This is a genomic window from Chryseobacterium sp. 1B4, assembly GCF_036631475.1.
Taxonomy (GTDB): Bacteria; Bacteroidota; Bacteroidia; order Flavobacteriales; family Weeksellaceae; genus Chryseobacterium.
In genome coordinates this window covers 193,931-206,797 of sequence record NZ_JAPNUF010000006.1, presented here as the reverse complement: position 1 = coordinate 206,797, position 12,867 = coordinate 193,931, and the positions used below count along the sequence as shown (strand labels likewise).

Here is a 12,867-nt window from a genome sequence, read left to right as displayed (position 1 = left end):
CAAATGGGCAAAGTTTTTGTTTTATAAAGCCTTGAAAAATCGTATTTTTGTTCAAATTATAAGATTTTATGGAATTTTTAGACAGATACCAGCAGATTGTTGCGGACGCCATCACTAAATATACTTTTAAAGACAAACCTTCGGAATTATATGAACCGATGAACTATATTATTTCCCATGGTGGAAAACGTCTTCGTCCCATTATGGTGCTTATGGCGTGTGAGATGTTCGGAGGAGATCTTAAACAGGCAATCAAACCTGCACTGGCAATCGAGTTTTTCCATAATTTCACGCTGATTCATGACGATATTATGGATGAAGCGCCTTTAAGAAGAAATAAGCCTACTATTCATACCCTGCATGGTCTTAACGTGGGAATCCTTTCCGGAGATGGACTGATGCTTAAAGCCTATAAATTCTTTGAAGATCTTGAACCTGAAATTTTCAAAGCATGTATCAGAATATTTACCCACACAGGGCTTTTATTATGCGAAGGACAGCAGTATGATATCAATTTTGAGACTCAGGAAAATGTTACTTTTGACGATTATATCAGAATGATTACTTACAAGACAGGTGTTCTGAGTGCTTCTTCATTCGAGATCGGAGCTTTGATTGCAAAAGCAGATTTCAAAGATGCCAAAGCGATTTTCAACTTCGGAAAACATATTGGAATTGCCTTCCAGATCATGGATGACTATTTAGATGTATTCGGAGACCAGGCTCAGTTCGGGAAAAAGCATGCCGGAGATATTTATGAAAACAAGAAAACGGTTCTGTATCTGCTGGCAAGAGAGCACGCTACCGATGAAGAAAGAAAAGAACTGGATTACTGGTATTCTAAAAAAACTGAAAATGTAGATAAGGTATACGGGGTTGAAAAGATTTTCAGAAGAACAAAAGTAGATGAAAAAGCGCTGCGTTTGATCGAAAAGCATAATGAAATCGGACAAAGCTACCTTCAGAAAATAGATGTTCCGGAAGAAAAGAAAAAACCTTTTATCGAACTGGCCAATTATTTGCTGAGAAGAGAAAGTTAATATAGGTAACAGATGGCAGGCCGCAGGTAGCAGCAATTACCTGCAACCTGTTTCCTGCAACCTAACCCCTATACAATGAAATTCAGAACAGAAGTTGATATCCCCGCATCAGATAAAAAGATTGAAATTGAAGATAAAATATTTTCGATAGGTTCATGTTTTGCCTCTGAAATGACAGACTTACTTCAGGACGGGCAGCTTCAGACTTTAAATAATCCTTTTGGTACCATTTTCAATCCTTATTCTATCAATAATGCAGTCAACAGATTACATGATTCCGCGTTTTATGAGGAAGAGGAACTGATTACTTACAATGATGAATATATTTCTCTGGACCACCACACCAGTTTTGATACCCGTTATATTCATCAGACCTTAGATAAAATTAACAGTGCCATTGAAGCCGGAAATGCCTTTTTGCAGGAAGCCGACTGGATCATCATTACCTATGGATCATCATTTATTTATGAGTTTCTGCCCAAAAATAAGCTGGTCGCCAACTGTCACAAAATTCCACAGAAGTTTTTGAAAAAAGACTGCTTTCCCATCAGGAACTGACCAGTTCGATTTACCAGACGATTCTGGATCTTAAAGACATCTGTAAAGAAGGGGTACAGATCCTGTTTACGGTTTCACCTGTAAGGCATACCAAGGATGGAATGGTAGAAAACCAGTTAAGTAAATCCAAACTGATTACCGCTGTTCATGAATCAATTTCAATGTTTGAAGACTGTCATTACCTGCCGGTTTATGAAGTTTTAATGGATGACCTGAGGGATTACCGTTTTTATAAAGAGGATATGATTCATCCCAGTGCACAGGCTGTCAATTATATTTTCGAGAAATTCGGGAATGCTTATTTTTCTGACGAAACCAAGGATTTTATCAAGGAGAATTTTAAAATTATCAAGGCCTTAGAGCATAAAACCAATGATAAGAAGGATCCAAAATTTATTGAGTTCAGAGAAAAGCTTGATCAAAGAATAGATAATCAGCGTAAGAAAGTAAAACATAAAATTTTCTAAATGCCCGATTTTACTAAGATTGATTATCTGAAAGACGGAAATGAAAGGCAGAAGAGAGCTTATGAACTTCTTACAAAACATCGCTTTTTTGAGAAACTAAAGGTGTATTCACCTATTTTAGCAGGAACTGTTCCTATTGGAATAGATATAGAAGGAAGTGATCTGGATCTTATTTTTGAGGTGAATCTGGGATTCGAAAAAGATTTTCTGGATGATTTGATGTTCAGCAGGTTTATTCCTCACGATGTGGAAACGAAAGTTGAATATCCTATCATAAACGGTGAAAAATGCATTACATTAAATTTCATACTGGATGAATTTCCCATTGAAATTTTTGGACAGAATAAACCGACAACGGAGCAGAATGCATACCTTCATATGATTGCTGAATACAAAATATTACAGGAAAAGGGAAAAGAATTTAAACAAAAAATAATAGAACTGAAAAAACAGGGTATAAAAACAGAACCGGCTTTCGGATTGTTGCTGGGACTTGAAAATCCTTATGAAGATCTGTTGAAATTTAAATAAAATGATTGATACACATACACATCTGTACGCAGAAGAATTTGATGAAGATAGAAAAGAAGCTATCCAGAGGGCTTTAGACAAAGGAATTACAGAATTTTATCTTCCTGCCATTGATTCTGAATCCCATGAAAAAATGCTGCAGCTGGAAACAGAATATCCGGGACAGATTTTTTCAATGATGGGGTTACATCCATGTTATGTAAAACCGGAATCCTGGGAGAAAGAACTTGAAATTGTGAAAAATTATCTTGATCAGAGACATTTTCCTGCCATCGGAGAAATCGGGATCGATCTGTACTGGGATAAAACAACACTGGATATTCAGGTGAAAGCTTTTGAACAGCAGATCGATTGGGCAATAGAAAAGACCTTCCAATCGTGATTCACACGAGAGAAAGCTTTGATGAAACCTTTGAGGTGCTGGAAAGAAAGAAACACCCGAAGCTGAGAGGAATTTTCCATTGTTTTTCCGGGAATCTTGAACAGGCACAGCATGCTGTTGATCTTAATTTTATATTAGGCATCGGTGGAGTAGTGACTTTTAAAAACGGGAAGATAGACCAGTTTCTGCGTGAAATTCCATTAGATAAGATTGTTCTGGAAACTGATTCTCCATACCTGGCTCCGGTTCCTCACAGAGGAAAAAGAAACGAAAGCTCATATCTTGACCTGGTAGCCGGAAAACTGGTGGATATTTATGGAAAGGACTTCTCGGAAATAGATAGAATTACTACTGAGAATGCTAAGAATCTTTTTAAATAAAGACAAAAACAAACCCTTTTCAAAACTGAAAAGGGTTTGTTTTTATTTCTTTCTGGTGAAATTCTTATTCTTAGGTTTTTTAAATCCTACTGAAGCTCCCGCAGAAGGCTTTTTACGATTGTTATTGGATCTTGAGTTATTGCTGCCGCCTGCTTTAGGTTTTTCACTCCCTGCAGGAACTGGTTTGTTATTGGAATCTCTTTTCTGTGCAACCAGATCATCCGTATGGAACGGGTGGTCTTTAACTACAGGAATTTTCTTCCCGATCAGCTTTTCTGTGTTCTTTAAGTTTAAAAGGTCAAGGCCGTCTACAAAAGAAATGGAGGTTCCTTCAGCTCCGGCTCTTCCTGTTCTTCCGATTCGGTGTACATAGGTTTCAGAAACGTCGGAAAGCTCAAAATTGATTACGAATTTCAGTTCGTCGATATCAATTCCTCTGGCTGCAATATCCGTTGCTACCAGAACTCTTGTTTTTCCGGATTTAAAGTTGTTCAAAGCATTTTGTCTTGCATTCTGAGACTTGTTGCCGTGAATGGCTTCAGCAGAAATATTGTCTTTCTGAAGTTTTCTTGCAATCTTATCAGCTCCATGTTTGGTTCTTGCAAAAACCAGTACGGAATCTGAAATATCATTTTTCAGAATGTGAGAAAGCAGGTTCAGTTTATTGTCTTTTTCAACGAAATATACAGATTGCTTAATGGTATCTGCTGTAGAAGATACTGGTGTTACTTCCACTTTCACAGGATTGTTCAGAATTGAGTTAGCCAGCTTCTGAATTTCACCCGGCATTGTTGCTGAAAAGAATAAAGTCTGTCTTCTCTGAGGTAAAAGTTTAATGATTCTTTTTACATCGTGTACAAATCCCATATCCAGCATTCTGTCTGCTTCATCAAGAACAAAGATCTCCAGATTTTTTAAGCTGATGATTCCTTGTGCAATGAAGTCTAAAAGTCTTCCTGGTGTTGCAACAAGAATATCAACTCCCTTTTTCAATGCAGCTTCCTGATTTCCTTGTTTTACTCCCCCGAAAATAACAAGTTGCTTTAACGGAAGATATTTACCATAAGCATTGATATTTTCCTCAATCTGAATGGCCAGTTCTCTGGTTGGAGTAAGGATTAATGCTTTTATATGTTTATTGGGAATTTTATTTTTAGATAAATTCTGTAGAATGGGAATAGAAAAAGCAGCTGTTTTACCAGTTCCGGTCTGTGCGCAGCCTAAAAAGTCTCTGCCGTCTAATATATCAGGAATAGATCTTTCCTGGATAGGAGTAGGAGTCGTGTAACCCTGCTCCTGGATTGCTTTCGCAATAGGTTCTATTAAGTTTAAGTCTGTAAAATTCAAATGAATTATTTTAAAATTTAAATAAAAATTCCTTCAGTCTGAAAGAATTACATTCTGCAAAGGTAGTCTAAAAAAAATTAAGATATATTTTAACGTTTTATGTCTTTAGTGAAAATATAACTGACCTGTAAAATTTAAATGGCTGCTCATACCTGAGCAGCCATTGTATTGATATGAAAATCTGAAATTTATTTAAATCTATATCCTACACCAGCCTGCAGGAATCCGGTTTTAATAGGAACCGAATTATTTTTATTCATTTCTATGAAGTTAAAATTGTACCTGGCATCCACAAAAAACTTTTCATTAAGTTTATATTCTGCACCTAGAAATGGAAATAAATTCAAGGTTTTTAAAGATTCGTAATTGTGCGTTTCAGCCTCATCAAAAACAGTATTCATTTTTACTTTGGATGATATATTAAATCCTAAGTTCATCCCTACAGAAGCAGAAAGCTCTGGAATAATATAATATTTTACTGAAATGGGAACCTGTATCTGGTTGAATTTATAATTAAAGTTCATGTTACCCATATTTACCACTTCATTGCCTACCAATTCATACCAGGGATAGGCGTCTTTACCACCCAGTTGTGTATATACTGCTTCAGCCTGCAAGCCAAACTTAGAGGACAAAGGCTGCTCAGCCAGGATTCCGGCGTAGAAATAAGATTTTGAATCGAGCTGTGTGTTAAAGAATTTCATACTGGATAAGGTATATCCTCCTTTTACTCCAAAGCTCATAGATTCGGAAGTTGTTTGTGCATTACTTATTGTTGATAAAACAAATGCCAGAGCGAAAAAAATGTTCTTTTTCATGTTTGTTTTGAATGGTTATTAATTTTATAAAAAAATAATTCCTCGTTGGGAGGAATTATTGTAGCAAATATAATTGAATATTTTTAAATGGAACTATTTAACTTTACTCCATTCCTGATTTTTTCTTAAATTCTCAAAAAACTGATACACCTCTGCAAGTTTCTCACTTCCGCGTTTCCCGTAATCCTCTACATTTTTTGAAGTTCCGTCAGCAAATTTGATTCTCAGATAAGAGGTTGGAAGATCTGTGATATTGTGTTCGCCGTATTTGTCATTCAAACCTTTTACATTCAGCCCATCCAGCAAGCTGATTAATTTATTATAATCTTCTTCTTTGATGGTTCCTTTAAAAGTGCCTTCACGCGGTTTGGAAAACTCATCTTTTGAAGGTTTATCATTAAAATTAAAATGCTCTGCTTCAAAAACAGCAGTTCTGTCCTGATTAATTGTCATTTTAAAAACAGGGCAGAATCCAAAACATGGGGTCGCCTCATATTCAATGGTAGCATATTTTGAATTTACTTTTTGAGAGGTTGTACAGGATGTTAAAAATACAATTGCACAAATGGTTAGCAAATATTTCATAGTTTTTTCAATTTCAAAGGGTCACGTCAATAATTGTTCCAAAAAGATAAAATGTTCTTTTGTTTTTATGTTAAATACAAAATGATAAATCAGTTTAAATTTTTATTGAACCCTTAAGATCGAATGAAGATGGTAAGAACATTAAGAATAAAGATTCGCTTCACGCTTAAAATCAGAATGATTCATCTTAATTTTACTTATCTCTTAAATCCTTCTTAATGGTTAAAAATAATATTTAGCAGGAGAAAATTATTTTATAAAAAAACAGCCTCAGATTTTCTGAGGCTGTTTTTTATAATGCAGTTTTACTGTAAAAGGAAACTGAATGTACAATTTTATCCGTGCAGCTGTTTCCAGATGGCGTCTTTAAGTTCCATAAGGCCTTCACCGGTAACCCCCGAGAAGAACAAAGGCTGTCTGTTCTCAGGAAATTCTGCTGCAATTTCTTTTTCAGTTCATCATCCAGAAGATCGGATTTTGAAACAGAAATGATGAAGTCTTTATCCAGTAATTCTGGATTGTATTCTTTTAATTCATTCTCAAGGATTTTAAACTCCTGGAAATGGTTTTCGGAATCAGCCGGAATTAAGAACAATAGGATAGAGTTTCTTTCAATATGTCTCAGGAATCTGTGTCCCAGGCCTTTTCCTTCAGCTGCTCCTTCAATAATCCCCGGAATATCAGCCATTACAAATGATTTGTAATTTCTGTAATCTACAATCCCAAGGTTAGGAGTCAGTGTGGTAAAAGCATAGTTGGCAATTTTTGGTTTTGCCGCAGAAACAGATGCCAGAAGTGTAGATTTTCCGGCATTCGGAAATCCAACCAGACCTACATCTGCCAAAATTTTAAGCTCGAAAACGATATACCCCTCTTCTCCCGGAAGACCTGGCTGCGCATATCTGGGAGTCTGATTGGTAGAAGACTTGAAGTGCTCATTTCCCAAACCTCCTTTACCGCCATGCATCAGAATGATTTCCTGTCCGTCCTCTAAAATTTCACCGATAATTTCGCCTTCTTCATTTTTGGCAATAGTTCCTACCGGAACTTCAATATAAACATCAGCTCCGAAAGCTCCCGTAAGCTGGTTTTTCCTCCGTTTTCACCACGTTCAGCTTTTACGTGACGGGTGTATCGGAGGGAAGCAAAATCCATTCGTTGGCATTTCCTTTCATGATGATGTGACCTCCACGACCTCCGTCGCCACCGTCAGGACCACCTTTAGGAATATATTTTTCACGGCGAAGGTGGGCAGAACCAGCACCTCCGTGTCCGCTTTTACAATGGATCTTTACGTAATCTACAAAGTTAGACATATAGTTTGTGTTGCGGGTTGCGGGACGATATTTTGTATCCCTTGCTCATTCCCGATTATTTAATTTTCTCTACCTCAGCGAAAAGTTTTTGGGAAATTTCATCAATTTCTCCAACACCGTTTACCTCTACATATTTACCCTGCTGCTTATAAAGCTCGGCAACTTCTGCTGTTTTGGTATAATATTCTTTAATTCTGTTTTCGATGATCTCTACATTGCTGTCGTCTGATCTTCCGCTGGTTTCACCTCTTTTCAGAAGCCTCTCCACCAAAATTTTGTCCTCTACTACCAATGAAAGACAGATGTCTATCTCGTCATGTAATACTTCTTTAACGATCTTTTCCAAAGCTTCTGTCTGAGCAGTGGTTCTTGGATATCCGTCAAAGATAAAACCATTGGTATCAGTAGGCTTTTGATCTCATCGATCAGCATATCTGTTGTTACCTGATCCGGAACCAATTCTCCCTTATCGATATATGATTTAGCCAGTTTTCCAAGTTCAGTGTCGTTTTTCATGTTGTATCTGAAAAGGTCACCTGTTGAAACCTGTTTTAAATTGAATTTTTCGATCAGATTCTGGGCTTGCGTTCCTTTTCCACTTCCTGGAGGGCCGAACAGAACAATGTTTATCATAATGTTGATTCGCTTCCGGCAATTGGCATTTTGCTTTCAGCTTTTTTAAGTTATTATTAAATGTATTTCTTTATATAATTTTAAGCTAAAAGCTACCAGCTAATAGCCAACAGCACTTTAATGGTTGATTTGTCCTTCTTCCAGCTGATACAGATTCGGTAGGTTTCTTCCTAATTCATCATAATCAAGTCCGTATCCAAGTACAAATTTGTTCGGAATTTCTTTCCCGATATAATCCAGTTTGAAATCTTTTTTATAAACTTCAGGTTTCAGTAAGAAACTTGCCAGTTTTACAGATTTAGGACGTTGTGTTTCTTTAAAATATTTGAAAAGACTTTCAACAGTATTTCCTGTATCAACGATATCTTCTACAAGAATGATGTGACGGTCTTTCACATCTTTTGTCAGTTCCATTTTCTGATAAACGATTCCTGTAGACTCAGTTCCTACATATGAACTCATTTGAATGAAGGCAATTTCGCATTCCCCGGGTAATATTTTAAAAGATCAGAGAAGAACATAACAACTCCATTTAAAACGCCAATGAAAACAGGAACTTCATCCTTGTAATCTTCATAAATTCTTAACGCTGTCTCTTTTACAATCTCCTGAATTTCGGCATCCTTTAAATAAGGAACGAAAGTTTTGTCGTGAACTTTAATGCTTTCCATAAAATTTTTAGTAGGAGGCAAAGTTACGGATTTTAGATTTTTCAATAAAATCTTTTTGTGTTTAATCCGGTATTTGTGCTATCTTTGTTCTTTCAAAACCCAAAAATACAGAGATGTAGGATATAATTTCTTTCCGATTTGATCAAACGATAACCATCGTGTTATCGGTGTTTAACCTTTATTAAGAAAGAAATCATGATTTTACTGCAAAATATATCCTTTGGGTTTCCGGGAGGAAATCTTCTATTTAATCATACCAGTTTAACAATACAATCTCATACCAAGTCTGCTTTAGTGGGAAATAACGGTATGGGAAAATCTACCCTGCTGAAAATAATTGCAGGTGAAATACATCCTTTAAGCGGCAATGTCAGTATTCAGGGAGATGTTTTTTATGTACCCCAGATGTTCGGGAATTTCAATCATTTCACTATTGCCGAGTGCCTGAAAATAGATCAGAAGCTGCATGCTCTCGAAAAAATCACCGGCGGGGAGGTAGACGAAATTTATTTTGAAACACTCAATGACGACTGGGATATTGAGGAACGATGCCGGCATGCCCTGGAACTTTGGGGACTTGGCAATTTTGAACTTACCCAGAAACTGGAAGGCTTGAGCGGAGGACAGAAAACCAAAGTTTTTCTTGCCGGAATCCAGATCAATCAGCCGGATATTATCATATTGGATGAGCCTACCAATCATCTGGATATGGAGGGCAGAAAGCTGTTGTATGATCTTATTGACAAAACAGATGCAACCGTCGTGATCGTAAGTCATGACCGTACATTACTTAATCTTGTTGATAGCATTTTTGAGTTAAGTAATCAGGGAATAACTACGTATGGAGGAAACTATGATTTTTATGCAGAACAGAAAGAGATAGAGGAAGAAGCGTTATATAATGATATTCATGCTAAAGAACGGGCGTTGAAAAAAGCAAAGGAAAAAGAGCGGGAAACATTGGAACGAAAACAAAAGCTGGATGCCAGAGGTAAGGGGAAACAGGAAAAATCCGGGATAGCAAGGATTATGATGAATACCCTCAGGAATAATGCTGAGAAAAATTCTTCGAAATTGCAATCTGTTCATACGGAGAAAATCAGTGGTATTTCACATGAATTAAGGGATCTTCGCTCATCGGTAAGAAATTCTGATCAGATGAAAGTGAATTTTAATGATTCCAGTCTGCATTCAGGAAAAATTCTGATTACAGCTGAAAATATCAACTTCAGTTATGGAGAACAGAAACTTTGGAAGGAAAATCTTACGCTTGAGATCCGGAGTGGAGACAGAATTTCTATAAAAGGAGCAAACGGTTCAGGAAAAACGACACTGATCAGACTTTTGTTAGGGAGCCTTCAGCCTTCGGAAGGAAGAGTAAGCAAGGCAGCATTCAATAGTATCTATATTGATCAGGAATATTCTTTGATTGATCATGGCTCAACACTGTATGATTTTGTACAGACTTTCAATGACAGCGCTATGCAGGAATCCGAAGTGAAAACATTACTGTCCAGATTTTTATTCGGAAAAGATACCTGGGACAAAAAATGCGGGATGCTGAGTGGAGGAGAGCGCTTACGTTTACTTCTCTGCGGACTTTCCATCAGCAATAAGGCACCCGATATGATCATTCTTGATGAACCCACCAATAACCTCGATCTTCAGAACGTGGAAATCCTTACCCATTCTATCAAAGACTATCATGGAACCCTGCTGGTGATTTCCCACGATGAAGTTTTCCTGGAAGAAATTGGCATAGACCGGGAATTAGCGCTGGATTAATGCTTGTATTTTGCATTTGTACAGAATCAATCAGATATTCAGTAGGGGCGGGCTTTAGCCCGTCTATCAATAAGATTAGAAATCTTCCGGCTTTAGCCGAAACTTATCATAAAAATCCCGGCTGACCATAACCGGGATTTTGCTTTTTATTTTTCACTTTTCCTGTTGATTGCATCCAGAATCATATCCATCTTTTGTTGCAGTTCATAATCCCCTGAAATTTCAATGAAAGGAATATTCATCTCAGACAGCCATTCCAAATGAGCCTTTAAAGTTCTGTTGGCAATCCCGGTATTGTAATCATAATCTTTAGCCCATTCCATGAATTCCTGATATTTTTGAGCTTTTTCCGGATGAGTGAAAATTTCATCACCATATCTTCCATATTCCCTTTTTCTCAGTCTTTCCATTCGTATTTCAGGAGGAAGATAGAGGAAAATAATCAGGTCAAATGCTGGAAATACATTTTCACCCCAATGAATAATAGAACCTCCGAAAATCCAGTTTTCAGAGGTATGAAGTTTATCCGAAACAATAGTGTTCCTTATTTCAGGATTTTGTTTTTCTGTAAAAGGAACTTCAGTTTTAAGCCAGAAAAAATCATCACTGTCAAAGTATTCAATATCGAGTTTCTCAGACAGTGCTTTTCCTAAAGTGGTAACGCCGGAACCTGAAGCTCCGAAAATATGGAGTCTCATGATTTTGTTACCATCCAGTTATAAATCCCGTTCAGTACCTCTTCCCGTATTTCCTCATTCAGAATCTCATGGCGCATTTCCGGATAGATCTTTACGTCTACATTTTGAAAACCGTCAGCTTTTAAGTGGCTGACCGTATGCATGACTCCTTTTCCGAAATCACCGATCGGATCATTCTTCCCGCTTACGAATAAAAAAGGAAAGGATTTTGAAATAGAAGAGGCCCAGTTTCTCGCGGTAGCTTTTTTATAGATGGTAAATAAAGTATAAAAAGCATTATGGGTGAACGGGATTCCACAGAGTTCATCCTCTTCAAATTTCTTTCTGTTTTCAGGATTAATACTGAGCCAGCTGGTATCACTGAAATCTTTATCCTTTTTAAAATGCTTGTTATTGACACTCGTAAAAACAGAATTCAGAAAAGTACGATGACGAGGTGCGATTGCTGTCGCTAAAGATAAGTAACCTCTTAACAAGTCTATCCCCGGTAAAGGTCCGCCGGTTCCTGTAATGACAGCTCCTGAAAATTGACTGCTTGCCTTTTGAAGAAGACAACGTGTGATAAAAGATCCCATAGAATGCCCCAGAATAAAATGGGGAACATCCGGATATTGTTCTGCCAGGTAATCAGCCATCATTTCCGCGTCTGCCACAAGTCTTTCATCCGGTTTTTCAAGCTGGAAGAATCCAATGTCTTTTTTCTCCTTTACCGATTTTCCATGTCCCAAGTGATCATAAGTCAATACAGCAATTCCATGACTTGCAAAATATTCCGCAATATCTGCGTATCTTCCGCTGTGTTCCTGCATACCGTGAACAATGAGCAGGGTGGCTTTTGCGGTTTCCGGGGAAAATAAAGTGCAGAAGAGGTGGGAGTCGCTGTTTATTTTTGAGACTAAATAACTTGATTTTTGGGATGAATTCATAACCATTGGAATATTATTTTATTTCAATATCTGGGAGCTTATAATTTCCAACCGCTTCAATTAATTTTGAAGTATTGGTTTTTAAATTATTAAAGAAAGAATCCAGATTTTCAGGATACCCTCTTTCACTCAGTGCAAAAAGAAGAACACCCTTATTCTTCCCATTACTAATAATTTTATAGCGGTAAATATTTCTTTCTGCAATAAGTATTTCCTTACCGTCCTTTGAATTTTCACTGATAAGAAAATCTAAAATATACTCTTCCTTATTTTCAAAAATCTGATAATTGACAACCGGGTTGGTCTTTTTCATTTCCTGCAATTCAGCTGCTTTTTGATCAACGACATCCTTGATGTTAAAATCACCTTTTACAAAATCGACCAACACCATACTGTTGTATCTGTTGACGTTTTCATTTGAACTGATATATTCCTGTTTGAAATAGTTTTCATTGGGATGTGAGCTCCATACGAGCTTATATTCCTTTTGATTCAACTTAATGGGACCTGGTATATTTAAATAATCATTTGCTGTATTCTGAGCGTTCACGTAGAAAAGAGGTATTGTTAAAAGTAAAATCAGAATTTTAATTTTCATTGTATAAATTTATAGTAAATATAATCCATTTTATATAGGTGTGAAAGTGAAAATATAGAAATGAAATAATATTCAACCTCATGATTTTCACCCCAACTTAAAATAAATATCCTCTAGAATTTGGCCGTCATT

9 protein-coding genes and 5 pseudogenes are annotated in these 12,867 nt (G+C 36.8%); 5 read left to right on the top strand and 9 right to left on the bottom strand.

Features of this window, described 5'->3' with window-relative positions:
- The first annotated feature begins 68 nt into the window (after nt 1–68).
- The 4 genes and pseudogenes from OWR28_RS06870 (at nt 69) to OWR28_RS06855 (ending at nt 3,358) form a co-directional block, all read left to right on the top strand.
- On the top strand, nt 69–1,040 hold the full coding sequence (locus OWR28_RS06870; protein ID WP_332386013.1) for a polyprenyl synthetase family protein: 972 nt from the start codon (nt 69–71) through the stop codon (nt 1,038–1,040).
- Nucleotides 1,041–1,115: 75 nt separating this feature from the next.
- A pseudogene (locus OWR28_RS06865) lies at nt 1,116–2,065 on the top strand (GSCFA domain-containing protein).
- Nucleotides 2,066–2,596, top strand: coding sequence for a DUF4269 domain-containing protein (locus OWR28_RS06860; RefSeq protein ID WP_332386012.1), 531 nt, complete (start codon nt 2,066–2,068; stop codon nt 2,594–2,596).
- A gap of 1 nt (nt 2,597) precedes the next feature.
- Nucleotides 2,598–3,358: pseudogene (locus tag OWR28_RS06855) on the top strand (TatD family hydrolase).
- Nucleotides 3,359–3,400: 42 nt separating this feature from the next.
- Here the strand turns inward: OWR28_RS06855 and OWR28_RS06850 are convergent.
- From OWR28_RS06850 to OWR28_RS06825, 6 genes and pseudogenes are all read right to left on the bottom strand, one after another.
- On the bottom strand, nt 3,401–4,705 hold the full coding sequence (locus OWR28_RS06850) for a DEAD/DEAH box helicase (RefSeq protein WP_332386011.1): 1,305 nt from the start codon (nt 4,703–4,705) through the stop codon (nt 3,401–3,403).
- Between the two features lie 188 nt (nt 4,706–4,893).
- Complete coding sequence (locus tag OWR28_RS06845; protein WP_332386010.1) at nt 4,894–5,523, bottom strand: porin family protein; 630 nt, start codon at nt 5,521–5,523, stop codon at nt 4,894–4,896.
- 93 nt (nt 5,524–5,616) lie between these two features.
- Complete coding sequence (locus OWR28_RS06840; protein ID WP_332386009.1) at nt 5,617–6,108, bottom strand: DUF6438 domain-containing protein; 492 nt, start codon at nt 6,106–6,108, stop codon at nt 5,617–5,619.
- 335 nt (nt 6,109–6,443) lie between these two features.
- Nucleotides 6,444–7,424: pseudogene (obgE, locus tag OWR28_RS06835) on the bottom strand (GTPase ObgE).
- Nucleotides 7,425–7,479: 55 nt separating this feature from the next.
- Nucleotides 7,480–8,057, bottom strand: a pseudogene (locus OWR28_RS06830) (adenylate kinase).
- Between the two features lie 117 nt (nt 8,058–8,174).
- A pseudogene (locus OWR28_RS06825) lies at nt 8,175–8,728 on the bottom strand (phosphoribosyltransferase).
- 195 nt (nt 8,729–8,923) lie between these two features.
- Here OWR28_RS06825 and OWR28_RS06820 point away from each other — a divergent pair.
- Complete coding sequence (locus tag OWR28_RS06820) at nt 8,924–10,513, top strand: ABC-F family ATP-binding cassette domain-containing protein (RefSeq protein ID WP_332386008.1); 1,590 nt, start codon at nt 8,924–8,926, stop codon at nt 10,511–10,513.
- A 146-nt stretch (nt 10,514–10,659) separates the two neighbouring features.
- Here the strand turns inward: OWR28_RS06820 and OWR28_RS06815 are convergent, their stop codons facing one another.
- The 3 genes from OWR28_RS06815 to OWR28_RS06805 are packed head-to-tail and all read right to left on the bottom strand — an operon-like array spanning nt 10,660 to nt 12,735.
- Nucleotides 10,660–11,211: an AAA family ATPase gene (locus OWR28_RS06815; RefSeq protein ID WP_332386007.1), complete on the bottom strand. Its 552-nt coding sequence runs from the start codon at nt 11,209–11,211 to the stop codon at nt 10,660–10,662.
- Nucleotides 11,208–12,143 carry an alpha/beta fold hydrolase gene (locus OWR28_RS06810; protein ID WP_332386006.1) on the bottom strand — a complete coding sequence of 312 codons (936 nt, stop codon included), beginning with the start codon at nt 12,141–12,143 and terminating at the stop codon, nt 11,208–11,210. Before OWR28_RS06810 ends, OWR28_RS06815 begins: the two co-directional genes overlap by 4 nt.
- 7 nt (nt 12,144–12,150) lie before the next feature.
- The gene (locus OWR28_RS06805) at nt 12,151–12,735 is read right to left on the bottom strand and encodes an HI_0983 family protein (protein WP_332386005.1); all 585 of its coding nucleotides are present in this window, start codon (nt 12,733–12,735) and stop codon (nt 12,151–12,153) included.
- Nucleotides 12,736–12,867 lie beyond the last annotated feature (132 nt).

Bases quoted from the DNA above. Each gene is read 5' to 3' on its own strand.
- OWR28_RS06870 (WP_332386013.1), top strand. From the start codon at position 69: ATGGAATTTTTAGACAGATACCAGCAGATTGTTGCGGACGCCATCACT.
- OWR28_RS06860 (WP_332386012.1), top strand. From the start codon at position 2,066: ATGCCCGATTTTACTAAGATTGATTATCTGAAAGACGGAAATGAAAGG.
- OWR28_RS06845 (WP_332386010.1), bottom strand. From the start codon at position 5,523: ATGAAAAAGAACATTTTTTTCGCTCTGGCATTTGTTTTATCAACAATA.
- OWR28_RS06840 (WP_332386009.1), bottom strand. From the start codon at position 6,108: ATGAAATATTTGCTAACCATTTGTGCAATTGTATTTTTAACATCCTGT.
- OWR28_RS06820 (WP_332386008.1), top strand. From the start codon at position 8,924: ATGATTTTACTGCAAAATATATCCTTTGGGTTTCCGGGAGGAAATCTT.
- OWR28_RS06815 (WP_332386007.1), bottom strand. From the start codon at position 11,211: ATGAGACTCCATATTTTCGGAGCTTCAGGTTCCGGCGTTACCACTTTA.
- OWR28_RS06810 (WP_332386006.1), bottom strand. From the start codon at position 12,143: ATGGTTATGAATTCATCCCAAAAATCAAGTTATTTAGTCTCAAAAATA.
- OWR28_RS06805 (WP_332386005.1), bottom strand. From the start codon at position 12,735: ATGAAAATTAAAATTCTGATTTTACTTTTAACAATACCTCTTTTCTAC.